This window comes from Aquitalea magnusonii, assembly GCF_002217795.2.
Classification (GTDB): Bacteria; Pseudomonadota; Gammaproteobacteria; order Burkholderiales; family Chromobacteriaceae; genus Aquitalea; species Aquitalea magnusonii_B.
The window spans coordinates 2,553,794-2,577,378 of sequence record NZ_AP018823.1 but is presented as its reverse complement, the minus strand read 5'-3'; the positions used below and the strand labels follow the sequence as shown (position 1 = coordinate 2,577,378).

Here is a 23,585-nt window from a genome sequence, read left to right as displayed (position 1 = left end):
CGCAGGTCTGATACAAAAGAAAAAGCCCTGAGTAATCAGGGCTTTTTTGCGTGTATTGCTCAGAAAATCAGCCTTCGGCTTCGACAAAATGCAGTTCCGGCGGCTCGCGGCGGAAGAAACCGGTGAGCTTGGCCAGATAGGCAATCCCCAGCGCCAGCCAGATCAGTCCCAGCATGATGGCGCGGCCATCCAGGCTGACCAGCAGCCACAGGTCGGCCAGCATGCCGATCAGCGGAAACAGCAGGAACAGGAAGAAGTCACGCGGCGCGCGACGGCGCTGGCGCACGTAGTAGTGGGCAATCACCGACAGATTGACAAAGCTGAACGCCAGGAAAGCACCAAAGTTGATGAATGACGTGGAGGTGGTGACATCCAGCTTCAGTGCCAGCAAGGCCACCACGCCACAAATCACCAGATTGTTCACCGGGGTGCGAAAGCGCACATGCAGCTTGCCGAATACGGACTGCGGCAGCACCGCGTCGCGGCCCATGGCGTACAGCAGACGCGAGGCACTGGCCTGCGCCGACAGGCCGGAGGCAAACTGGCCGATGATCAGGCCGATCAGGAAGATGCTGGCAAACAGGTCGCCGCCGATATTCTTGGCAATGTCGAACGCGGCATCATCCACGCTCTTGAACTGGCTGGAGGGGTGGGCCAACTGCACAAAGTAGGATGCCAGCACGAAAATCAGCCCGCCGATGATGGTAATCCACATGATGGCGCGTGGAATGGTGTGGCGTGCATCGCGGGTTTCCTCGGTAAGCGTGCTGACCGCATCAAAACCCAGAAAGGAATAACAGGCCACGGCGGCACCAGCCATGATCATCGGCAGCTTCATGTCGCCACGGAAAAAGGGCGCCAGATTCCACAAGGGCTTGCTGGCATCGCCCGCCACATAGTGGATGCACAGCGCGACAAAGGCCAGCAGCACCAGAAATTGCAGCAGCATCATCAGGTAGTTGACGGTATTGGCCATCTTCAGCCCGATGATGTTGATCAGCGTGGTGAACACGATGAAGGCAATCACCCACACCGCCATCGGGATGGCGGGAAAGGCGGAAGCCAGATAGGCCGCGCCGATCAGCCAGATGGCCATCGGCAGGAACAGATAGTCCAGCAACACCGCCCAGCCCACCAGGAAGCCCAGCTTGGCGTGGATGGATTTGCGGGTGTAGGTGTAGGCCGAACCGGCCACTGGAAAGGCCGCCGCCATGCGGCCATAGCTGTAGGCGGTAAACAGCATGGCCACCAGTGCCACCAGATAGGCGGCCGGCACCATGCCATCGGTCATTTGCGCCAGGATGCCGAAGGTTCCCAGCACGATGATGGGCGTCATGTAGGCCAGGCCAAACAGCACCACGGAGCCCAGCGTCAGCGAGCGCTCCAGTTGTTTCGTTTCCATTGTTTCTCCTTGTTGCTCATGTTTGTGTTTGTTGTCATGAGCCTGTCTCTTTTGTATGCACTTCACCTTGCCGGCAGGGCGTGCTTCCGGGCGGACGTGGCGCGTCCGGCAGACGGAGGCGGCCCACTGCCTAGTGTTGAATACGGAAGCTGCGCTGGCCGTTTTCGCCGTTGATGACGTCACCGGCCAGGGCAATGCGCCGGTCGTGCAGATAGCGGTAATCACGGCGGCTGGCGGCCAACTGGTTCAAATCCAGTGCCACACGCAGCTGCTGCGGGTCGCGGCCGCAACTGGCCACCACTTGGCCAAAGGGGTTGATCACCGCGCTTTCACCGGCAAATTGCAGGCCATCACCGCTGCCGCAGCGGTTGGTCATCACGGCAAACAACTGGTTTTCCATGGCGCGTGCGGTAATCGCAGTGCGATGCACCGGGCCGTACGGGTCCATATTGCCGTTGGTGACAATCAGCAGGTCCACCTCTTGCTGCGCCAGCGCGCGGGCGGTTTCCGGAAACTCGATGTCGTAACAGATGAGGATGCCGACGCGCAGGCCTTCCCACTCGCAGCTCAGCAATGCATCGCCGGGGGTGAAGATGCCGTGGTCGGATGCCCATAGATGGGTTTTGCGGTAGGCCAGTGCCACGCCGTGCGGGGTGAGCAGGGCGGTGGTGTTGTAAAAGCGGCCCTCATGTGCCTCGGCAAAGCCGATGGCCACGCTGATGTTTTTGTCTCGTGCCGCCTGCTGGATGGTGCGGATGGCCGGGCCGTCGATGGGCTGGGCCAGGGCGGCGATGTTGTCGGCGGTGGGAAAACCGCTGAGGTAGGTTTCCGGGAATACCAGCAGCCGGGTATCCGGGCTGCAGCGGGCGATGGCCTGCAGGGCGCTGGCGGTGTTGGCCGGGATGTCGCCATCGGCGCCAGGCAGTTGGGCCAGTTCTACAATCATGCTGTCTCCTTGGTTGAATGTTGTCAGACTACATTGCTGGCGCAGCCCCGTTGTCAGCGGGGAGGCTGTTGGAGCGTCTGGAAGCGTGCTAGCTTGAGAAGCTGTCAGCACAGGGCTCAGTATCGGTCCCTGATCCAGGTATGAAAATTACATCAAATGAGTAACCAGATTGGGGTAGTCGTGGCTTTGGAAATACAGGATATCGCCTGGCATCGCACAGTGGGGCGCTTGATCGATCAACTGGACAAACCCGTGTTCTGGCCGGCCCTGTTAGGGGTACTGGCCGATTATGTGGCCTTTGACAGTTGGGTGGTGCTGCTGTTTTACCCTGATCGCCCGCCCACGGTGCTGGCCGAGCAGGCCATGGCCGATGGCGGGGTGGATACCTTGTTTCAGGATTATTTGCAGGGTCTGTACCGGCTGGACCCGTTTTATGTCGCCAGCCTGGAGTACCGCCATGCCGGGCTGTTGCGGCTGGACGAGGTGGCACCGGACCGTTTCCCCTTCACCGATTACTACCAGCGCTACTTCCGCCTGAATATTGTCGAGGACGAGGTGCAGTTCAATCTGCCCGGTGAGGATGGCAGCACCTTGTGCCTGTCGCTGGGGGCAGGGCAGCGCTTCAGTCCGGAGCAGATGGCCACGCTCAGCCTGTTGCAGCCCTGGGTACTGGCCCTGATGCGCCAGCGCCTGTATTTCGAGCAACTGGCCGCCAGCAAGCCTGCTGTGGCCGCGCCGCAGGCAGCCTCGGTCGGGCTGGAGGGGCAGGGCCTCACCCTGCGCGAGAACGAGGTTGCCCAGCTGATGCTGGGTGGTCATTCCAGCAAGGCGATTGCCCAGCGCTTGCAGATATCGGTGGAAACCGTACGTGTGCACAAGAAACACCTGTACAGCAAGCTGGGCATCAATTCGCAATCCGAGCTGTTTTCGGTATTCCTGCGCGCCAGCCGGGCGTGAAAAAGCCTGCGCGTGGCAGGCTTGGTGTGATGCCGGGCTTGCTTACTGGATGATGCCGCCGCCCAGACAGATATCACCGTCGTACAGCACAGCAGACTGGCCTGGCGTCACCGCCCACTGTTTTTCGCGGAAGGTGAGGGTGGCCTGGCCATCCACTACCGGCGACAGCGAACAGGCCGCATCAGCCATGCGATATCGGTTCTTGGCCGCGTATTCACCAGCGGCTGGTGCGCCGTTCAGCGTCCAGGACAAATCGCTCATCGCCAGTGTGGGCTTGAGCAGCAGCGGGTGGTCATGCCCCTGCACCACGATCAGCTTGTTACCCGGAATATCCTTGCCGGCAACAAACCACGGTTCGCCGCTGCCATCCTTGCTGCCGCCAATGGTCAGTCCCTTGCGCTGGCCCAGCGTGTAGTACATCAGGCCCATGTGTTCTCCCACCACCTTGCCCTCTGCCGTTACCATCTGGCCCGGCTGGGTGGGCAGATAACGTTGCAGGAACTCGCGGAACGGGCGCTCACCGATGAAGCAGATGCCGGTGGAGTCTTTCTTGGCGGCGGTGGGCAGGCCGGCTTGTTCGGCCAGCTTGCGCACTTCGGTCTTGCGGATGTCGCCCAGTGGGAAGATGGATTTGGCCAGTTGGTGTTGCTGCAGGCGGTACAGGAAGTAGCTTTGGTCCTTGGTGTGGTCCACTGCCTTCATCAGGTAGTGCAGGCCGTCCTGTTCCATCTTGCGCGCGTAGTGGCCGGTGGCGATGCAGTCGGCACCCAGTTCCAGCGCGTAGTCCAGAAAGGCCTTGAACTTGATTTCGGCATTGCACAGCACGTCCGGATTGGGGGTGCGGCCAGCCGAGTATTCCTTGAGGAAGTACGAGAACACGCGGTCCTTGTATTCCTTGGCGAAATTGACGATTTCCATGTCGATGCCGACGATGTCGGCCACGCTCATGGCATCCAGTGCATCCTGCTTGATGGAGCAGTATTCGTCGTCGTTGTCGTCTTCCCAGTTCTGCATGAATACGCCGATGACTTCATGGCCTTGCTGCTTGAGCAGCCAGGCGGTTACCGACGAATCCACACCGCCGGACATGCCGACGACAATACGTTTCTTACCCGTCACGGGGAAAATCCTTCTTTCCAGAGAGCCAGGGGCACCACTACGGGTGGTTCCCCGAATGAATTGAACCAGCTATCCACCACCCATTCCTGGCCGGTGTCCTGCTCGGTGATATGACTGGCAAAGTGTTGGGTCAGCAGCCAGCGGGTGCGCCGCACAATGGGGTCCACCCGGTGAAAATGCAGCCAGCCCTGCGTAGCCAGGAACTGCAGGAAGGCTGAGTCGTTATGGCTGTGATCGATGCAGTCCATGCGGCCGTCGGCATCGTTGTCGAAGCGGTCGCCACCCTTGTCGTGCCACAGCGGGCTGTCTTGGGCCGACAGCCAGTACAGGGCCTGGACGGCACGCTGGATCTGGCTGCGTTCGGTACTGGCATCCTGCGGATGGGCAAACAACTGGGCCAGCCAGTCGCGGGCTTCCTCGGAAATTTCCACTTCCAGCTGTTTGGCGCAGCCGTAATCATAACAGAGCTGCAGTGGCTCCGCATGCAGTGCTCCGCTGGCCAGCAGTAACAGGCAGGCAGCATGGCGGCGCAGCCAGTGATAAAGGTGGCGCAAGGATTCCTCCCTTGCCGCCTGCTTCAGGGTTGATGGTGAATCAGGTCCAGGGCAAAGCGTTGTCCCAGCCGGTAGTCATCCAGGCATTGCATGACAACCGGGCTGCGGTGTTGCGACAGGCGGGCGGCGATGTCATCGTAAGTAAGCCAGTGGGCGCTGACAATCCCCGTATCCAGCTTTTCTGCCGGATGATGTTGCACCGCACGCGCGGCAAAGGCAAAGCGCAGCCAGGTAATGTCGCTGTCCGGTTTGTCCACCATGTAGATGCCCACCAGGTGTTGTAATTCCACCTCCCAGCCGGTTTCCTCGCGGGTTTCGCGCAGGGCGGCGGCAAACAGGCTTTCACCGTGTTCCAGGTGGCCGGCCGGCTGGTTAAAGCGCAGGCCTTGCTCGGTTTCTTCTTCCACCATCAGATAGCGGCCATCCCGTTCCACGATGGTGGCCACTGTGGTATTTGGTTTCCATTGCATGTCTCTGACCTTAATCTAATTGACAATCGTTATTATTTGAAAATACTATGTCGAGAATCATTCTCATTCAAGGTGCGTGCCATGTATGTCTGCTTGTGCAATGCGGTAACCGATAGCCAGATCCGCCAGGCGGTGGAAAATGGGGCTACGCGCATGTGCGACCTGCGGGCAGAGCTGGGCGTGGCTTCCGAATGCGGCAAGTGCGCTTGCTGCGCCAACCAGTTGCGTAAGGAAACCTTGCAGCAGATGGGAGCCTGCCATCCGGGACGGGTGGCTGCCTGAGTACGCAAGCTGCCGTGGGCAGATGACGCGGCCAGCGTGGCTGCGGAGCAAGAAAAAGGGGGCGATCGCCCCCTTTGTCGTTTCTGCCTGCGGTCTACTTGCCACCGCTGGCCGCTGCCTTGGCTGCCGGTGCCGAGGCATCGGGTGCAGGATCTTCCTGCTCTTCCCACGGCAGGCCAACCTTTTTGTTGTTGATGGACAGGTTGCCGTTCTTGTAATTGAGCTGGGTGGAAATCTGCCCCTTGTCCTCGTTGATGTATTTCTCGTCTTTCCACTGCGTCAGCTGGCTGTCCAGCAGATTGCGCGCCAGGTCTTCCACCTCACCCTATTGGGCTGCACTTCTGCGCTCTGATCCACCATGAACAGGGTGCGCGCTTGCGCCACCACCAGGTTTTCCAGGGTCTTGCGCGGCAGGCTCAGCCTGGCTTCCACTTCAAAGCGCTTGAGGAAGGCGGTGGAGTTGTTCAGGTCCGCTTCCTGCAGGCCGTTGAGCCCCAGGCTGCCTTGCAGCGTGGTTTCGCCACTGGGCATCTTCAGGTAGAAGTCGTTGATCACCAGCTTGGGATTGTTGGTGAGCAGCGGAATGCCGGTGTGCTTGATGGTGTCGATGTACTGCTTGCGCAATACTGCCGGGTCCACGCCTTCGAACGGAATCTGGCTGATGGCCTGATCCAGCTTCAGCAAGGTGGGGCCGTGCAGGTGATTGGCCGACACATCCAGCCGCATCGGGCCGTAATGCTGGTCGTTGTAGTTGAACTCGGCAAAGTCCAGCTTGCCGCGGGTATTGATGAATTCGTCCTGTTCGCTGCTGACAATCTGGTAGCGGAAGTTCTTCAGCGCCACTGCCGACGGCTTGAATTCGCCGGACGGGTTGATGAATTCTCCCACCCGCATGCGTGTCATCAGGTAAACCAGTTCGTTCAGCTTGATGCTGTAAGGAACGCTGTCCTTCCAGTTAAGCTGCACATTGCCCACGGTCAGCTCGCTGGTGCCCAGCTTGATGCCGGTGGCACCGGGGCGGATGTCGGAGACATAGCGCACGCCGTCAAAGGCCAGGCTGCCTTTGCTGGAGGCTTCCAGCAGGAAGCCCGGCGAGTTGGCTTCGGTCTTGTATTCCTTGTAGCCCGATGCATAGTCCAGCTTCAGGTCGAAGCCTTTCCATTTCATCTTCACGCCGGACAGGGCTTCTTCGTAGTCGAAGGAGGGCACATTGACATTCAGTTCGCCGCCGCCGCCAAAGCCCAGCCGGTTGGTGACGGTAATCGGGTCTTTGTCGCCAAAGAAGGTTTTGAGCGTTTTGCGGGTGGCATCGCTCATGGCAAATTCGGTGGTGACCAGCGCACGCGCCGGACGGAAGTCCAGGCTGGACAGGCCGGGGAAGGGGCCATGCTTGATGTGGTGGGTGAACTTGATGGTGGAACCCAGCAGCGGCTTGAAATTGTCCGGCAGCATGTTTTCATACGGCCCGGACAGGCGGCGGTTGAATTCCAGTTCGGTGGTCTCGGTGGAGGAGAACCAGCCGCGGTCGTAGCTGTGGGACTTCACCTTGAACAGCGGCAGGCTGGCCAGCATCTTGTGCTGCTCTTCCAGCGTGTCTTCGGCTTTCATGCCGGCCCAGAAGGCAGCCGCGCCGTTGAGCACCAACAGGCCACCCAGAGTGGCTCCCGCAATAATCAGACGTCGTTTTGGCAACACAAGCGTTTTTCTGAAGGGTGTGTGGATTGAGGCCCTATGGTACACCATGCGCGCCACAAGTCGAACCGTAGAAAACAGTCTGACACTGCAGGATCAATTGGTTAAAATGGAGAATTGCCCAAAATTCTGAGGTTTTCTGCCCGCATGCATTGGCTTAACGGTTTGCTTGATCTCCCATGGTGGGGGTATATCGTCGTGGCCCTGGTGCTGACTCACATCACCATTGCTTCTGTCACCATTTTTCTGCACCGCCACCAGGCACACCGTGCGCTGGACCTGCACCCGCTGCCCAGTCATTTCTTCCGTTTCTGGTTGTGGCTGACCACCGGCATGGTGACCAAGCAGTGGGCGGCCATTCACCGCAAGCATCATGCCAAGTGCGAAACCGCAGAGGACCCGCACAGCCCGCAGATACTGGGTATCAAGAAAGTGCTGTGGGAAGGGGTGGAATTGTACCGCGCCGCCTGCAAGGATCAGTCCATCATGGACAAGTTTGGCCATGGCACGCCGGATGACTGGATCGAGCACAAGCTGTACACGCCACACTTTGGCAAGGGCATCTTCCTGATGCTGGCCATCGACCTGCTGCTGTTCGGCCCGGCCGGCTTGTCCATCTGGGCGGTGCAGATGGTGTGGATTCCATTCTGGGCGGCCGGGGTCATCAACGGCCTGGGCCACTGGTGGGGTTATCGCAATTTCGAGAATGAAGACGCCTCCACCAATATCTTCCCCTGGGGCATTATTGTTGGCGGTGAAGAGCTGCATAACAACCACCATACTTTTGGCACTTCGGCCAAGCTGTCTTACAAGTGGTACGAGTTTGATATCGGCTGGATGTACATCCGCATGCTGGAAATCTGCCATCTGGCGAAGGTTCGCCGGGTGGCGCCGCGTCTGGCGCAGGATAGCAGCCGTCCGCAACTGGACCTGGAGCACCTGCAGGCCATCATCGCCAATCGCTATGCCATTGCCGCCCGTTATGCGCGCGAACTCAAACAGGTGTATCGCAAGGAGCTGGAACAGGTCAGCCTGCCGGAGATGGATGATCTGGTGCGCAAGATGAAGATCTGGCTGAAGCAGGATGCCAAGGACACGCCGGAGTGCGACAAGGCGCAGCTGGCTGCGGTGCTGCAGCACAGCGAAACCCTGCATACCATCTATACCATGCGTCAGGAACTATGCCGGCTGTGGGAACGCTCCTCGCTGACGCGTGAGCAGCTGCTGCACGAGCTGCAGGACTGGTGCCTGCGGGCCGAGCGGTCCGGTATTGCCGCGCTGGAGCGCTTTGCTCTCAGCCTGCGCAGGACGGCCGTGGCCTGATATTCCCTGTGTACCGGAAAAAATCCCGCTGGCAGTGTCAGCGGGATTTTTTTTCATGGCAGGCATGATTACTCGGTAATGCTCTGGTTCCAGTAGGCCTGCTTGATGTAAGGCATGGCAGTCAGTTGGGCGGCAATCTGCTCCAGTACTTCCGAATCGGCAGAGGTCGACAGCAAGGTGGCGGTGATTTCCACATCATCATCGCCAAACGGCTCGACATTCACATCACCCAGCGGGTACTGCGCCTGCTCCAGCAATTGATCAATCAGGGTGAACGCCAGTTTTTGCTGTTCCTCGGCACTGATCACACATAGCTGGTAGGTGACTTCGCTGTGCTCATCATCCAGCGGCGTGCGGTTGATGGAATTCACCACCGGTCGCAGCAGGGTGTTGGCGGCCAGCACGAAGATGGCAGCCAACAAGGCCGCATCCAGCAAGCCCGCTCCGGCGCAGGCCCCGGCCGCCGCCGAGCCCCACAGGGTGGCGGCGGTATTCAGCCCGCGTACATTCAGGCCTTCCTTCATGATGGTGCCGGCCCCCAGAAAGCCGACGCCGGATACCACATAAGCCACCACATGGGTGGCACCTTCATGGCCATTCAGGCGCATGGCCAGATCGACAAAGGCGGCAGCGCCCACGGCCACCAGCGCATTGGTGCGCAGCCCGGCAGTCCGCTGGCGCACCTGGCGTTCGTAACCGATGGCCGAGCCCAGCAGAAAGGCGGTCAGCAGGGCAATGAAGGAATGGGTAAACACAGAAAAATCGAAGTGCATAGAGCCCTCCTGTGGTGATGGTTTGGGGCAGGCGTATTGGTAGCGGCTGGCAATGACATCCTGATGAAACTGCCAGCGCACCGGGCAGGCCGGACCATCCGGCCCGGCCTTGGCCTTACAGCATGGATGCCACCACCTTGTAGATCACCATGCCCATGGCCACGACCAGATAGCCGCGCAACACGGCCATCCACAGCTTGTTACGCTGGGACAGCACCAGCGGGGGCAGTTGGTCCAGCGGCGGCATGCGCCAGCTATGCATGTGATGCAAATCCATCTTGCGTGCCTTGTGATGCGGCACCTGGCCCTTTTCCATTTCTTCGCGGGCATGCAGCACGTTCACCACGATGGCGATGATCAGGCCGATCACGCTGCCGCCAATCAGGATATTACTGATGCTTTCGCCCGACATGTCCGGGAACACCACCGCCGCCGTCAGGATGATGGACAGCAGCACCAGTACCGCCACGATGATGGCCGACAGCACATTGAAGAAGCGGCCGTTCACCCACGGGCCCAGTACATCCTTGTCATTGCACAGCAATAGCAGGAAGACGGTGGCGCTGGGCAGCAGCACGCCGGCCAGGGTTTGCACGGCATTGGTCAGCAGGCCCAGCGGTACGCCCGGAATCAGCACCAGCGCCGCCGCCAGCACGATCAGGCCGCAATACATGGCATAGAAACCCTTGGCGTCGCCCGGCTTGCGGTGCAGCGAGTGTTTCAGGCTCAGTACATCGCCCAGCGCATAAGCGGTGGACAGCGAAACCGCCATGGCGCCGATGATGCTGGCGTCAATCAGGGCGACGGCGAACAGCGTGCCGGGCAGGCGGCCATAGTATTTGGCCAGCCCATTGGCGACCGCGCCGGCATCCTGGAAGTTGCCGAACTCCGGATGACCGATGAACACCTGGGCGGTGAAGGCAATCATGGCCACCGCACCAATCACCACCAGTGCAATGCCCAGCCACAGATCGGCACGCTCGTAGGAGATGAAACGCGGGGTGATGCGCTTGTCGATCAGATAGCTTTGCTGGAAGAACAACTGCCACGGTGCCACGGTGGTGCCGACAATGCCGATGATCAGCAGCATCACGTCTGCCAGCTTGCCGCCTGCCGGCATTTGCGGTAGCAGGAAATCATGCGCCACCTGGGTCATGGGCGGGTGAACCATCACCAGGATGGGAACCAGCAGCAGGCTGCCGGCCACCAGAATCAGCGAAAAACGCTCGAAGCGGCGGAAGTCGCCGGTACTGGCCGACAGCATGATGAATACCGCAGCCAGGCCCACGCCGATAATTTTGGGTACGCCCAGAAAATCCATCCCCAGGCTGATGCCGATGAATTCGGTGACGATGGTCAGCGCATTAAGCAGGAACAGGTCGATGGCGCTGAAGGCACCCCAGAACTTGCCAAAGCGTTCGAGGATCAGCCGGGCATGGCCCACGCCGGTGACGGCCCCCAGGCGCAGTACCATTTCCTGGTTTACGTACAGGACAGGAATCAGCAGTGCCAGCGTCCACAGCAGCGAGGTGCCGTAGTTTTGTCCGGCCTGGGCATAGGTGCTGAAGGCACCGGCATCGTTGTCCCCCACCATCACGATGAGGCCGGGGCCGAGAATGGCCAGCAGGGTCTTGAATTTGGCCATCCAGCCATGGCGGGCAGCGGTGTCGTTGTGACGGATGGTACCCAGCGCGCCGCGGATGTCGCCGATGTGGGCGCTATCCAGTACGGCGGTGCGGTTATCTTGTTTGGACATGTGTTACTCCCTGAAACTGTTACTGCATAAGCATTCTGGTGCGGTCCGACGGCTCGGATCTGCCTTTCAGGGGGTGTGGGATGTCTGGCCTCATGGCAGGCATGAAACGCGAGATATCCAGGCATCCTGCTGGCTTGTCGTGGCGAGGTCGGTACGGCAATACGGCGTGGCACAAGGGCCGGGTCGAGGAGGTCACACAGTGGGGAGGCGGGAGGAGAAGGGGATGTCAGTGGCGATAGGGCATCCTCATCGTACTGCTCGCCGTCATGCTGCTCTGTGCGACCGCGCTACTGGGGTAGGGGTCCATGTTTGTCCTTTTCCTGGTCTTGGCATCGGGCGATGCGGGTCAATCACTGTTGGCCGGATGTCGGCGGGCAGGCAGTCTCAGGCCTGCTTGCGTTGGTGCAGGGCGATGCGCAGGTGGCGGTACAGCCAGCTCCACACGCTTTCATCGTGGCAGGCAAATGCCAGGTGGGCCGGCAGTGGCCGGGCTTGCTTGTGTTGTGTAGACAGCAGCATGGCGTAGTGCATGATCAGGCTCCTGAAGCAGTTGCGGACGCTGCCTGAACATGTCGCTGACAGACGGATCAGGCAGTGCCCGTGAAAAATTTCATGGGCAAAGCGGGACATCGATCACGGTCTGATGGCATGGCGGCTCCTTTCCGTCTGTGGCCGGATCTGGCGCAGAGGCTGCAAAGTCAGCAAGGCAATGCGGCATCAGGCTGCAAGCGCAAGCAAGGCGACAAGCCATGGCTTAACGACAGCACAGTGCTGCATGGGCAACTGGCAGGGCGGGGTGCACGGGGTGAAGCAACGGGGGGTGAAGCAGATGCGCACCATCTTGATCTGGCAAGACGGCGGCGGGGGAATACGGCGCAGGTCTTGGCGGATCAGCTCAAAACAGTTTGTTGATGACTGGGGCAGTCCAAGGCAGTAGACCCGAATTAAAAAGATGCGCGGATTCTAGTCCCCGCTGTTTGCGGGTGTCAATCGCGATTGGCGGCTTTTTGTGCCATCGCAGCAAAAAAGTTCCGCGACTGTGTCATCACCGTCGCAGCGGTAGGTTTTTGCCGTTTTCAGGCCGGCTTTTTTGCAGCCGGCACCCTGCCCGCCTGGGGGGAGGCACTGTGTGCCGCCTGCTTTAGCGGTAGAATCTGCGCTTTCCCACCTTGCAGCAAAGGAAGCAGCATGAGCATCTATCGTCACAAGCAGGGCGCCCGTCTGGCCGAAGCCGCCGTATGTAACGGCATGATTTTCCTCGCCGGTCAGGTGCCGGAAAACACCGATGCCGACGCCCAGGCGCAAACTGCCAATGTACTGGCCCAGATCGACACCCTGCTGGCCGAACTGGGCTCGGACAAGAGCAAGATTCTGGATGTCACCATTTTCCTGGCCAGCCTGGCCGACTACGATGCAATGAATGCTGCCTGGGACGCCTGGGTACCGGCTGGCAATGTGCCGGCGCGTGCCACTGTGGAAGCCAAGCTGGCCAACCCGGCATGGAAAGTGGAAATCAAGCTGGTGGCTGCCAGCTGAGCGCTGTCTGGCTGAATGTAAAAAACCCGCTACGGCGGGTTTTTTGTTGTGGGTGCTTGAGAGCCGCTGACAAAACCTCGTAGAGAACCTGTGCCAAGGCGGCGCAATGCTGGAGCGTGGGGTGTTATCGGGTCTTAAAAGCTGCCCTGATAACGCAGGCTATCGGCCACCGGCTTGCCGGCGATGAAATCGCTACAGGCCTGCAGCACGCAATCAGTCAGGTCGGCGCGCTGCGCGCTGACCGGCAGCACCGGCAGGCTGCGCATCCAGGTGAGCTGGCGTTTGCACAACTGGCGGGTGGCGGCCACGCCGCGTTCGATGAATTCCGCCTCGCTGCACTGTCCGTCCAGATAGTCCCAGGCCTGGCGATAACCCACGCAGCGCATGGAGGGTAGGTCGGGAGTAAGCGTCGGGTAGTCCTGGCGCAGGCGGCGAACCTCACCCAGAAAGTCCTGCTGCAGCATCAGCTCGAAGCGCTGGGCAATGCGTTGGTGCAGCCAGCTACGCTCCTCCGGCACCAGCGCCAGCGGCAGGCAGTTAAAGTCGGCGGCGGCTTCCTTGCCGCGGGCAATCAGGCTGGACATGGTCTGGCCGCTGAGCAGGCAGATTTCCAGCGCACGGTGAATGCGCTGCGCGTCATTGGGGTTGAGGCGGGCGGCGGTGTCCGGGTCCAGCACGGCCAGCCTGGCGTGCATGGCGGGCCAGCCGATGCGGCCGGCTTCGGCATCCAGTTCGGCGCGCAGGGCCGGGTCGGCTTGCGGCAGGTCGGACAGGCCTTCCAGCAGCGCCTTGTAGTACAGCATGGTGCCGCCCACCAGCAGCGGCATATTGCCACGGGCGCGGATTTCAGTGATCAAGCGGTTGGCATCGGCATGAAACTGGGCGGCGGAATAGGTCTCCAGCGGGCTGATGATGTCAATCAGATGGTGCGGGCAGGCGGCCATTTCCTCAGCCGTGGGTTTGGCGCTGCCGATATCCATGCCGCGATACACCAGGGCCGAGTCCACGCTGATGATTTCCACCGGGAAATGACGGGCCAGCGCCAGCGCCAGGCCGGTCTTGCCGGAAGCGGTGGGGCCCATCAACAGAATGGCATCGGGGGTGTGTGACATGGTGTGGTCTTCGTACGGGCTGGGTCTGGGGCGGGATTGTCGCACAGCTATACCCGCCCCGGAACCGCTTTTACGGCTGTGGCGCCAGCAGGCCGGCAGCGTAGCTGTCCAGCTGTTGCAGGATGTCCTGCTGGGCCGGTGTCAGCTCGCGCTCGCGCACGGCTGCCATTTCTTGCTGGAACTGCGCCAGGTTGCGCCCGCCCACGCCATCCTGCAGCTTGTGCCGGCACCAGTCGCGCCAGCGTTGGCTTTCTTCATCTGACAGGCTGGTGGGGAAGTTGCGTGCGCGGTAGCGGAACAGCAATTCACCCAGTTGGGCGTCTTCGAAAAAGGCCATCTCGCCAGTCAGTTGGGCGGCGGATTTCAGTCGCAGCTTGTTCAGCACCTTGCGGTCGTTATTGCTGACAAAACCGCCGTACAGGTTCTCGTCCACATCGCGCGGCTCGCCCGCTTCGCGGCGATACACCTGCCGCCATGTATGTGTCAGGTCGGGCAGGGCGGCGGCGCTGGCGGCATGCTGTTGTATCTGCACCATGTCCACGCCCCAGTGCGCTGCCCGGTCGGCGCCCAGTACCTTGAGGTTGGCTACGACAAAGGGCGATTTGTTGATGTGGATGGTCTTGAGCGGTAGCCGCGTCATGCCTTCCGGCAGCTCTTCGGTGCGGGTGTAGATGCGCTGGCGGATGTCGTCGGCACTCAGGCCGCGCAGCATGGCCGGGTCGAAGGCCAGGTCCCATACAATCACTTCATTGCTGTTGGTGGGGTGCGGGGCCAGCGGCCAGACAATGGCCAGATTGCCGCGCTCGGCACCGTACATGCCGGAGATGTGCAGCAGCGGCTGCGGTTTGTGCAGGTTCAGCTGTGCCTTCACCGCGTCTTTCTTGCGCAGGCTGAGGTAATAGTCGAACAGCTTGGGCTGCTTTTGCCTGATCAGCCGCGCCAGCGCAATGGTGGCGCGCACATCGGACAGCGCGTCATGGGCGGCTTCGTGCAGCAGGCCGTTGGCAGCGGACAGGTGTTCCAGCTTGAAACTGGGGCGGCCGTCTTCGTGTTGCGGCCATTCAATGCCTTCCGGGCGCAGCGCATAGGTGGCGCGCACCAGGTCCAGAATGTCCCAGCGGCCGCATTGGTTCTGCCATTCGCGGGCATAGGGGTCGATCAGATTGCGCCAGAACAGAAAGCGGCTGACTTCATCGTCAAAGCGCAGCGTGTTGTAGCCCACGCCGATGGTGCCGGGGGCGGCCAGTTCGCGTTCGATCACCGCGGCGAACTCATGCTCGGCCACGCCTTGCTGCAGGCAGTGCTGCGGGGTGATGCCGGTGAGCAGGCAGGCTTCCGGCGCGGGCAGGTAGTCTGGCGCGGGCTGGCAGTACAGCATCAGCGGCTCGCCGATTTCGTTCAGCTCGGCATCGGTACGCACCCCGGCAAATTGCGAGGGGCGGTCCTGGCGCGGCACGGCGCCGAAGGTTTCATAGTCGTGCCAAAAGAATGTATGCATGGCGGTATCGTCATGGTTGAACGAGGCGGAGTCTGGCAGTCTGGGGCAAGGCTGCCGGGCGGCGCAAGGGCCGGCGGGTCAGCCCTGATGGAAGCAGCGGCCGCACACGGCACGGTAGCGCGCCTCGCCGCCTATCTCCACTTGCGGGCCTTGTACCACACGGCTGCCATCGGCATTGATGCGGATATGCATGGTGGCTTTCTTGCCGCAGGCACAGATGGTCTTGATTTCTTCAATCTCTTCGGCGCGGGTCAGCAGCCAGGTGGCCCCGGCAAAGGGGTGGCCCTGAAAATCCACCCGCAAGCCAAAGCAGATCACCGGGATATTGCGGGTATGGGCCAGCCGGTGCAGCTGGCAGACCTGATCCGGTGTCAGGAACTGGGCTTCGTCCAGCAGGATGCAACTGATGCCGGCCCAGTCCAGTGACAAAAAGTCGGTATCACCGGCAAAGGTGTGGGCCTGACGTTGGATGCCCAGCCGGGAGGAAATCATGCCCACGCCAAAGCGGTCGTCGATGGCGGCGGTATACAGGGCAACCTGCTTGCCCATGGTTTCGTAGTTGTTGGCGATCTGCAGCAACTGGGTGCTCTTGCCGCTGTTCATGGCGGCATAGCGGAAAAACAGTTTGGCCATACGTGTTCTGTCTTGTGGTCCGGTGTGGTTCAGCGCCCGCGCATGAACAGATTGTCCAGGTCTTTCATGCTCAGGCGCGACCAGGTGGGGCGGCCATGATTGCACTGATTGGAGCGTTCGGTGTTTTCCATGTCACGCAGCAGGGCGTTCATCTCGGTCAGCGTCAGCTGGCGGTTGGCGCGCACCGCGCCGTGGCAGGCCATGGTGGCCAGCAGCTCGTTACGGCGCTCGGTCAGCACCTGGCTGAGGCCGAATTCGCGCACATCCTTCAGCACGGCGCGGGCCAGATCCACCGGATTGCCATCCTGCAGCCATACCGGTACACCGCGCACGGCAATCTGGGTGGGGGACAGCGGTGCCAGTTCCACCCCCAGTTGCTTCATCTGTTCGCCATGTTCATGCACGGTGGCCACTTCCATGCGGTCAGCGGCGAACGACACCGGCAGCAGCAAGGGCTGCATCGGAATGGTGTCGGCCTCCAGTGCGGTTTTCAGCCGTTCGTAGACAATGCGTTCGTGGGCGGCATGCATGTCCACTACGATCAGCCCGTCTTCGCACTGGCTGAGGATGTAGACCCCATGCAGTTGGGCCAGTGCAAAGCCCAGCGGTGGAATGCCCTCGCTGGCTTGTGGCAGGGCTTGCAACTGGCTTGGCGACAGCATGGCGGGCAGGGGGCTGGCTGGTACTGCTGCTTCCTGGGCCAGGCGGCTTTCTTCTTCACGCAGGCCGCCAAACATCTTGTCGTAAGTGCCAATGGCCTCGCGCGCCACATGCAGCGGCATGCTCTGCTGCTGGTAGCTGAAAGGCCGCGCCGGGGTGTGGTTGCCGCCGCCGGATGCCGGGGCAGGGCTGCGCGGCGGAAACAGTGCCGCTTGCGGCTCGCTGACATTGGCGCTGGTGTTGATGTCACCCTGCGCCGGCACCGGGCTGCTGCTGCCGGCGCTAGTGGCGGCCAGTGCCTTGTTGATGCTGTGAAACAGGAACTGGTGGATGGCCTGGCTTTCGCGAAAGCGTACTTCGATTTTGGTGGGGTGGACATTCACGTCCACGCCGGCCGGGTCCATCGACAGGAACAGCGCATACACCGGGTGGCGCTCGTGATGCAGCACATCGCGGTAGGCCTGACGCAGCGCGTGCTGAGCGGTCTTGTCGCGCACAAAGCGGCCATTCACATAAAAATACTGTGCGTCGCGACTGGCCTTGGAATAGGTGGGCGAGCCGACAAAGCCGCTCAGCGTCATGCTGCCGGCAGCGGTTTCCACCGTGATGGCTTCGGCAATGAAGTCCTTGCCCAGTAGCGCCCCTACCCGGGCTTGCATGTCTTGCGCCGGCAAGCGCCAGATCACCTTGCCATTGTGGCGCAGCATGAACTCCACCTGCGGATGGGCCAGTGCAATGCGCTCGAAGGTGGCCTCGCAGTGGGCGTATTCGGTGTTTTCACTCTTGAGGAATTTGCGCCGCGCCGGGGTGTTGAAGTACAGGTCCACCACTTCCACGCTGGTGCCGGGCGCGTGCGCGGCGGGCTCTACCGGATGCAGTGCGCCGTCAATGGCGATGATCTGGTGGGCGTGCGCACTGTCGGCGGGACGGCTGGTGAGGGTGAGGCGTGAGACGGAAGCCACGCTGGCCAGCCCTTCACCGCGAAAACCCAGGGTGCCCACCTGTTCCAGGTCGTCCAGCGAGGCAATCTTGCTGGTGGCATGGCGGTCCAGCGCCAGCGGCAAATCATCGGCTGCAATGCCGCCGCCGTTGTCGGTGACGCGGATCAGCTTGATGCCGCCCTGGGCCAGGTCGACGGTGATCTTGCTGGCACCGGCATCCAGGCTGTTTTCCAGCATTTCCTTCAGGGCAGAGGCGGGGCGTTCCACCACTTCGCCAGCGGCTATCTGGTTGACGAGGTGGTCTGGGAGCTTGTGAATGCGTTTCATAGGCCGTCGATGATAATGCCGGACTGGCAGGAAGGGTAGGGCAATGCTCCCGCCGCAGCGGGCGGGAGCGGATAAGGCTTACTGGCGCTGTGCGGCGCGCTTGTGTCGCCAGAACTCGATGATGGCGGGCAGGAAGGAAACAAAGATGATGCCGAAGATCAGCAGTTCCAGGTTCTTGCGCACGAAGGGCAGGTTGCCAAAGAAGTAACCTGCGTAGCTGAAACCGGCCACCCACAGCACCGCACCGGCCACGTTGTACACGGTGAACTGGCGATAGCCCATGCTGCCGATGCCGGCCACAAACGGCGCAAAGGTGCGGATGATGGGCACAAAACGGGTGAAGATGATGGTCTTGCCGCCATGACGGTCGTAAAAGGCGTGGGTTTTGGCCAGGTATTCCGGCTTGATCAGCCGCGGAAAGCGTTGCAGCAGCCGTGCGCCCAGCAGTTTGCCGATGGTGTAGTTGACGGTATTGCCCAGGATGCCGGCCACGGTCAGCAGCAGCACCAGCATGTGAACGTCCATCTTGCCCATGGCGGCCAGCGCACCGGCGACAAACAGCAGTGAGTCGCCCGGCAGGAAGGGCGTTACCACCAGGCCGGTTTCGCAAAAGATGATCAGGAACAGGATGGCGTAGATCCATACGCCGTACTGCGCCACCAGTTGGGCCAGATGGACGTCGATGTGCAGGATGAAGTCGAGCAGAAAAGTGATGGCTTCCATGGGACACCGGTTTTGGTCTGTGGGGGATGGAAAACTGGCCGGACAAGCCGGCCAGTCATTACCGCGGATGCAGGGTCAGGCTCAGACCACCGCTTCTTCTTTCGGTTTGGTCGGCTTGATCATGTGCTCGCGGCTGACACCCAGCCACAGCGCGATCGGGCTGGCCACCAGTACCGAAGAGTAAATGCCGAACACGATGCCGATGGTCAGTGCCATGGCAAAGCCGTGCAGTGCCGGGCCGCCGAATACCAGCATGGACACCACCATCATCTCGGTAGAGAAGTGGGTGATGATGGTACGGCTCATGGTGGCGGTAATGGCATTGTCGATGATGCTGGCCGTGGTCTTGCCGCGCAGGCCGGGCTTGCGGAAGTTTTCACGGATACGGTCGAACACCACCACCGATTCGTTCACCGAATAGCCCAGTACCGCCAGTACGCCGGCCAGTACGGTCAGCGAGAACTCCCAGCGGAAGAAGGCAAAGCAGCCAAGGATGATCACCACGTCGTGCATGTTGGCGATGATGGCCGACACGGCAAAGCGCCATTCAAAGCGCAGCGCCAGGTAGGCCATGATGCCCAGACACACCAGGATGGCAGCGGTCAGGCCGTGGGAAACCAGCTCCTCACCCACGCTGGGGCCGACAAAGTCCACCTTGCGCAGCTGCACGGTGCTGTCCTTGGCCTTGAGCAGGCCCATTACCTTTTCCGACAGTTGGGCCGAGGTGGTGCCCGGCTTGTTCGGCAGGCGGATCATCACGTCGCTGCTGCTGCCCAGGCTTTGCACGGTGGCTTCGCCCAGCTTGAGGCTGTCCACGGTATCGCGGATCAGGTTCAGGTCGGCCGACTGCTGGTACTGTACTTCCAGCACGGTACCGCCGGTGAATTCAACACTGTAGTTGAGCCCGCGGGTAGCCAGAAAGAACACGGCAAGAATGAAGGTGACCAGCGAAATTGCCGTGGTCAACCTGCCGTAGCTCATGAACGGGATGTCCCGTTTGATGCGGAAAAGCTCCATTGTCTGTCCCGTCCTTATTTCTCAGGTTTCCACACCTGGCCAATGGCCAGCGAGGTCAGTTTGCGACGGCGGCCGTACCACAGGTTCACCAGGCCGCGCGATACCAGTACGGCGGAGAACATGGAAGTCAGGATGCCGATGCAGTGCACCACGGCAAAGCCGCGTACCGGGCCGGTGCCGAAAATCAGCAAGGCCAGACCGGCAATCAGGGTGGTGACGTTGGAGTCCAGAATCGTCGCCCAGGCATGGCTGTAACCGGCCTGGATGGCCGAATGCGGCGGCACGCCATTGCGCAGTTCTTCACGGATACGCTCGTTGATCAGCACGTTGGCATCAATCGCCATACCCAGCGCCAGCGCAATGGCGGCAATGCCGGGCAGGGTGAGCGTGGCCTGCAGGATGGACAGGATAGCCAGCAGCAGGAACACGTTGACCGCCAGCGAGAGGGCGGAGAACACGCCAAACACGCCGTAGTAAATCACCATGAACACCGCGATGGCGGCAAAGCCCCACAGGGTGGAGTGGAAGCCCTTCTCGATGTTTTCCTTACCCAGGCTCGGGCCGACGGTACGCTCTTCGATGATGTTCATTGGCGCGGCCAGCGAACCGGCACGCAGCAACAGGGCGGTGTCATTGGCTTCCGCCGGGTTCATGCTGCCGGAGATCTGTACGCGGCCACCGCCGATTTCCGAACGGATCACCGGCGCAGTCACCACTTCGGCACGGCCTTTTTCCACCAGGATCATCGCCATGCGCTTGCCGATGTTTTCCGCCGTTACCTGACGGAAGATGGAAGCGCCGGTGGAGTCCAGATTGATGTGTACTGCCGGTGCGCCGTTTTCATCAAAGCCCGCTTGCGCATCGTTGATGTTGTCGCCGGTCAGCTCCACGTCCTTCTTCACCAGAATCTTGCTGTCGCCACGCGCAGTGGCTTCGTCCAGCAGGTCGTAACCGGCCGGAATATTGCCGGCCAGTGCGTCGCTGACCTTGCCCTGGTCGTCTTCCACCATGCGCACTTCCAGCGTGGCAGTACGGCCGATGATGTCCTTGGCGCGGGCGGTGTCCTGGATGCCGGGCAGTTCCACCACGATGCGGTTGGGGCCGGCCTGCTGGATGATGGGTTCAGACGTACCCAGCTCGTTCACCCGGTTGTGCAGGGTGGAGATGTTCTGCTTGACCGCATCGCCCTGGATCTTGGTGACTTCTTCCGGCTTCAGGGTGGCGGTCAGCTTGTAAGCACTGTCATCGCTGCTCACCACCAGGGTGGGCAGGGTGCGGCTGACCACATTTTGCGCGGCCTTCAGGGTGTCGGCATCACGCAGCTGCACTTCCAGCACATTGCCATTGCGCTTGATGCTGCCGTAGCGCACTTGCTTGTTCTTCAGCTCGCGGCGGATGTCGCCAGCGTAGCGTTCCATGGTTTTGTCGATGGCGGCCTGCATGTCAACCTGCAGCAGGAAATGCACGCCACCGCGCAAGTCCAGACCCAGGAACATGGGGTAGGCCTTCAGGTCGGCCAGCCACTGCGGCGAGGCCGGCAGCAGGTTCAGGGCGATGATGTAATTGTCACCCAGCGCGCGCTGGATGGCATCCCGCGCCTTGATCTGGGTGTCGGCATCCTTGAAGCGGATCTTCAGGCTGCTGCCGTCCAGGTAAAGACCGTCCGGGCTGATGTTCTGGGTTTTCAGTGCCTCTTCCACGCGGCCCATCAGGGCGGTGTCCACCGGAATGGACTGGCGGGTGCTGGAGACCTGTACCGCGGGAGTCTCGCCGTAGAAGTTGGGTAGCGTGTAGATCGTGGCAATGATCAGGGCTACCGCAATGACGAGGTATTTCCAGAGAGGATAGCGGTTCATGAGTGATATCGGAGGTAGGAAACGAAACTGGCCGTCCCCCGGTATGACCGGGCTGACGGCCGTCCTGGGGAATTACAGGGACTTCAGCGTGCCTTTTTCCACCTTGCCGGTAACGGCCGGGCGTTGCACATTGATTTCCACGCCATTGGCGATTTCCAGGGTCAGGAACTGCTCACCGGCCTTGACTACGCGGCCCAGTACACCGCCTTGGGTAATGACTTCGTCACCCTTCTGGATTTCCGACAACATCTTTTGGTGCTCTTTCATTTTCTTCTGCTGCGGACGAACCATCAGGAACCAGAACAGCACGAAGATGACGATCATGGGCAGGAAAGACATGATGTCGAAACCGCCCGGTGCGGCACCTGCGGCGAAAGCTTTATCGATGAAGGGCATTGTTTGCTCCCCTGTTATGTAAGTGTTGTTGATACAAACCGGCCATTGTAGCCACGCTACGTGGGTTTTTCCAACCGTTGGGCATGTCTGACCTGCGTGTGACCGGGGCGGTTCCCCTGGTCAGGCCACGCCGCGTGCGCGTTTGGCGGCAAACTCCAGGCGGAAATCCTCAAAACGGTCTTCCTCGATCGCCTTGCGCATTTCGCGCATCAGCTCCTGGTAGTAATAAAGATTGTGAATGGTGTTCAGCCGTGCGCCCAGGATTTCACCCACGCGGTGCAGGTGGTGCAGATAGGCGCGGCTGAAGTTGCGGCAGGCGTAGCAGCCGCATTCTTCGTCCAGCGGCTTCTTGTCATCCTTGTAACGTGCGTTCTTGATCTTCACGTCGCCGTACTGGGTGAAGATCCAGCCATTACGGGCATTGCGGGTGGGCATTACGCAGTCGAACATGTCGATGCCGTTGGCCACACCGTGTACCAGGTCTTCCGGTGTGCCCACGCCCATCAGGTAATGCGGCTTGTCGGCCGGCAGCATGCCGTTCAGCTCATTCAGCATGCGGTACATTTCCGGCTTCGGTTCGCCCACCGACAGACCGCCGATGGCGTAACCGTCAAAGCCCACCTGCAGCAGGCCTTCCAGCGACTCCTGGCGCAAGTCGGTATACAGATTGCCCTGCACGATGCCGAACAGGGCATTGGGATTTTTCAGGTCGTCAAAGGCACGGCGCGAACGCTCGGCCCAGCGCAAGCTCATCTGCAGCGATTTCTGCGCGGTGGCATGATCCACCTGGCCTGGCGTGCATTCATCCAGTTGCATCACGATGTCCGAATTGAGCACGGTCTGGATCTTCATCGAGATTTCCGGGCTCAAAAACAGCTTGTTGCCGTTGATCGGGCTTTGGAAGGTGCAGCCTTCCTCGGTCAGCTTGCGCATGTCGGCCAGGCTGAAAACCTGGAAGCCGCCCGAGTCGGTCAGAATGGGTTTGTCCCAGCCGATGAATTCGTGCAGGCCGCCAAACTGCTCGATCACCTCCAGGCCCGGGCGCAGCCACAGGTGGAAGGTGTTGCCCAGAATGATCTGCGCGCCGATGTCGTTCAGCTCCACCGGGCTCATGGCCTTGACCGAGCCATAGGTGCCCACGGGCTGGAAAACCGGGGTTTCCACTGTGCCGTGGTTGAGTTCCAGTGTGCCGCGCCGCGCGCCGCCGGATGTTTTGTGTACGGTAAACTTCAGCATGGGGTGTATTTGTTATGCAAAATCAGCGCGCTAGTATACAGCAAGCCGGCACTGGGCGGGCGCTTGCCATGGGATATGGCCGGGCGGCAGTTGGTGGCGCGGTTGGCGCGGGCCGGCCTGGTACATTGGCAGACACGGGTTTTTTCTGGCTTGCGCCTGCCTGGGGCTTGCATTTTCTCGGCCAGGCCTTTAGTATTGCCAACTCGACGACAGGCACGTAGCTCAGCTGGTTAGAGCACCACCTTGACATGGTGGGGGTCGTTGGTTCGAGTCCAATCGTGCCTACCAATACACAGCATGGAGTTATCCCAGGTGAAAAACTGGCGAACTACCACAACCCGACATTCTCACGCTAGCTGAGCCTTGCGGGTTGTAC

Annotated in this window: 24 protein-coding genes and 1 tRNA gene; 6 read left to right on the top strand and 19 right to left on the bottom strand. The window is 60.8% G+C overall.

All coding sequences use genetic code 11. The features are described from left to right. Window positions 1-67 precede the first annotated feature (67 nt). Window positions 68-1,402 carry an APC family permease gene (locus DLM_RS12240; protein WP_089086110.1) on the bottom strand — a complete coding sequence of 445 codons (1,335 nt, stop codon included), beginning with the start codon at window positions 1,400-1,402 and terminating at the stop codon, window positions 68-70. A 130-nt stretch (window positions 1,403-1,532) separates the two neighbouring features. Continuing rightward, window positions 1,533-2,348, bottom strand: coding sequence for a carbon-nitrogen hydrolase family protein (locus DLM_RS12235; protein WP_089086111.1), 816 nt, complete (start codon window positions 2,346-2,348; stop codon window positions 1,533-1,535). A gap of 156 nt (window positions 2,349-2,504) precedes the next feature. Here DLM_RS12235 and DLM_RS12230 point away from each other — a divergent pair, with 156 nt between their 5' ends. After that, window positions 2,505-3,305 (top strand): helix-turn-helix transcriptional regulator, encoded by an 801-nt coding sequence (locus tag DLM_RS12230; protein WP_231959846.1) that lies wholly within the window; start codon window positions 2,505-2,507, stop codon window positions 3,303-3,305. Between the two features lie 42 nt (window positions 3,306-3,347). Here the strand turns inward: DLM_RS12230 and mnmA are convergent, their stop codons facing one another. The 3 genes from mnmA to DLM_RS12215 are packed head-to-tail and all read right to left on the bottom strand — an operon-like array spanning window position 3,348 to window position 5,448. Next, window positions 3,348-4,394 carry a tRNA 2-thiouridine(34) synthase MnmA gene (gene mnmA / locus DLM_RS12225; protein WP_231960245.1) on the bottom strand — a complete coding sequence of 349 codons (1,047 nt, stop codon included), beginning with the start codon at window positions 4,392-4,394 and terminating at the stop codon, window positions 3,348-3,350. Window positions 4,395-4,420: 26 nt separating this feature from the next. Then, complete coding sequence (locus tag DLM_RS12220) at window positions 4,421-4,978, bottom strand: hypothetical protein (protein WP_089086113.1); 558 nt, start codon at window positions 4,976-4,978, stop codon at window positions 4,421-4,423. A gap of 23 nt (window positions 4,979-5,001) precedes the next feature. After that, window positions 5,002-5,448, bottom strand: a complete 447-nt coding sequence (locus DLM_RS12215) for an NUDIX hydrolase (RefSeq protein WP_089086114.1) — start codon at window positions 5,446-5,448, stop codon at window positions 5,002-5,004. A gap of 81 nt (window positions 5,449-5,529) precedes the next feature. On the opposite strand from DLM_RS12215, the gene DLM_RS12210 reads away from it, so the two are divergent. Continuing rightward, complete coding sequence (locus DLM_RS12210; protein ID WP_089086115.1) at window positions 5,530-5,730, top strand: (2Fe-2S)-binding protein; 201 nt, start codon at window positions 5,530-5,532, stop codon at window positions 5,728-5,730. 94 nt (window positions 5,731-5,824) lie between these two features. Here DLM_RS12210 and DLM_RS23875 read toward each other — a convergent pair whose 3' ends face one another. After that, complete coding sequence (locus DLM_RS23875) at window positions 5,825-6,049, bottom strand: DUF945 family protein (protein WP_269461326.1); 225 nt, start codon at window positions 6,047-6,049, stop codon at window positions 5,825-5,827. Next, on the bottom strand, window positions 6,010-7,422 hold the full coding sequence (locus tag DLM_RS12205) for a YdgA family protein (protein ID WP_269461325.1): 1,413 nt from the start codon (window positions 7,420-7,422) through the stop codon (window positions 6,010-6,012). The genes DLM_RS23875 and DLM_RS12205 overlap by 40 nt, the downstream gene beginning before the upstream one ends. A 147-nt stretch (window positions 7,423-7,569) precedes the next feature. Here DLM_RS12205 and DLM_RS12200 point away from each other — a divergent pair, with 147 nt between their 5' ends. Further along, a complete protein-coding gene (locus DLM_RS12200; RefSeq protein WP_089086116.1) occupies window positions 7,570-8,745 on the top strand; it encodes a fatty acid desaturase in 1,176 nt (391 codons plus the stop codon). A 68-nt stretch (window positions 8,746-8,813) separates the two neighbouring features. On the opposite strand, the gene DLM_RS12195 is transcribed toward DLM_RS12200, so the two are convergent. The 3 genes from DLM_RS12195 to DLM_RS23365 form a co-directional block, all read right to left on the bottom strand. Then, window positions 8,814-9,518 carry an MgtC/SapB family protein gene (locus DLM_RS12195; RefSeq protein ID WP_089086117.1) on the bottom strand — a complete coding sequence of 235 codons (705 nt, stop codon included), beginning with the start codon at window positions 9,516-9,518 and terminating at the stop codon, window positions 8,814-8,816. A 115-nt stretch (window positions 9,519-9,633) separates the two neighbouring features. After that, the gene (locus tag DLM_RS12190; RefSeq protein WP_089086118.1) at window positions 9,634-11,274 is read right to left on the bottom strand and encodes an Nramp family divalent metal transporter; all 1,641 of its coding nucleotides are present in this window, start codon (window positions 11,272-11,274) and stop codon (window positions 9,634-9,636) included. Between the two features lie 384 nt (window positions 11,275-11,658). Next, window positions 11,659-11,805: a hypothetical protein gene (locus DLM_RS23365; protein ID WP_167467100.1), complete on the bottom strand. Its 147-nt coding sequence runs from the start codon at window positions 11,803-11,805 to the stop codon at window positions 11,659-11,661. A gap of 69 nt (window positions 11,806-11,874) precedes the next feature. On the opposite strand from DLM_RS23365, the gene DLM_RS23070 reads away from it, so the two are divergent. Both DLM_RS23070 and DLM_RS12180 read left to right on the top strand, forming a co-directional pair. Further along, window positions 11,875-12,186: a hypothetical protein gene (locus DLM_RS23070; RefSeq protein ID WP_145985843.1), complete on the top strand. Its 312-nt coding sequence runs from the start codon at window positions 11,875-11,877 to the stop codon at window positions 12,184-12,186. Between the two features lie 276 nt (window positions 12,187-12,462). Next, on the top strand, window positions 12,463-12,810 hold the full coding sequence (locus DLM_RS12180) for a RidA family protein (RefSeq protein ID WP_062788479.1): 348 nt from the start codon (window positions 12,463-12,465) through the stop codon (window positions 12,808-12,810). A gap of 134 nt (window positions 12,811-12,944) precedes the next feature. On the opposite strand, the gene miaA is transcribed toward DLM_RS12180, so the two are convergent. From miaA to tgt, 9 genes are all read right to left on the bottom strand, one after another. After that, complete coding sequence (miaA, locus tag DLM_RS12175) at window positions 12,945-13,922, bottom strand: tRNA (adenosine(37)-N6)-dimethylallyltransferase MiaA (RefSeq protein WP_089086121.1); 978 nt, start codon at window positions 13,920-13,922, stop codon at window positions 12,945-12,947. Window positions 13,923-13,992: 70 nt separating this feature from the next. Continuing rightward, window positions 13,993-15,420, bottom strand: a complete 1,428-nt coding sequence (gene sbcB, locus DLM_RS12170; protein WP_089086122.1) for an exodeoxyribonuclease I — start codon at window positions 15,418-15,420, stop codon at window positions 13,993-13,995. 78 nt (window positions 15,421-15,498) lie between these two features. Further along, window positions 15,499-16,053, bottom strand: coding sequence for a thymidine kinase (locus DLM_RS12165; RefSeq protein WP_089086123.1), 555 nt, complete (start codon window positions 16,051-16,053; stop codon window positions 15,499-15,501). A gap of 29 nt (window positions 16,054-16,082) precedes the next feature. Beyond that, window positions 16,083-17,981: a DNA mismatch repair endonuclease MutL gene (mutL, locus tag DLM_RS12160; protein ID WP_089086124.1), complete on the bottom strand. Its 1,899-nt coding sequence runs from the start codon at window positions 17,979-17,981 to the stop codon at window positions 16,083-16,085. A 78-nt stretch (window positions 17,982-18,059) separates the two neighbouring features. Continuing rightward, window positions 18,060-18,704, bottom strand: coding sequence for a DedA family protein (locus DLM_RS12155; protein WP_089086125.1), 645 nt, complete (start codon window positions 18,702-18,704; stop codon window positions 18,060-18,062). Between the two features lie 81 nt (window positions 18,705-18,785). After that, entirely contained in the window at window positions 18,786-19,721 is a 936-nt protein-coding gene (secF, locus tag DLM_RS12150) for a protein translocase subunit SecF (RefSeq protein WP_089086126.1), read from the bottom strand. Window positions 19,722-19,735: 14 nt separating this feature from the next. Continuing rightward, entirely contained in the window at window positions 19,736-21,577 is a 1,842-nt protein-coding gene (secD, locus tag DLM_RS12145; RefSeq protein ID WP_089086127.1) for a protein translocase subunit SecD, read from the bottom strand. A gap of 72 nt (window positions 21,578-21,649) precedes the next feature. Beyond that, window positions 21,650-21,973, bottom strand: a complete 324-nt coding sequence (yajC, locus tag DLM_RS12140; RefSeq protein ID WP_089086128.1) for a preprotein translocase subunit YajC — start codon at window positions 21,971-21,973, stop codon at window positions 21,650-21,652. A 120-nt stretch (window positions 21,974-22,093) separates the two neighbouring features. Next, window positions 22,094-23,209: a tRNA guanosine(34) transglycosylase Tgt gene (gene tgt / locus DLM_RS12135; RefSeq protein ID WP_045845175.1), complete on the bottom strand. Its 1,116-nt coding sequence runs from the start codon at window positions 23,207-23,209 to the stop codon at window positions 22,094-22,096. A gap of 211 nt (window positions 23,210-23,420) precedes the next feature. Between tgt and DLM_RS12125 the strand changes: the two genes are divergently transcribed. After that, window positions 23,421-23,497 (top strand) — tRNA-Val (locus DLM_RS12125). Window positions 23,498-23,585 lie beyond the last annotated feature (88 nt).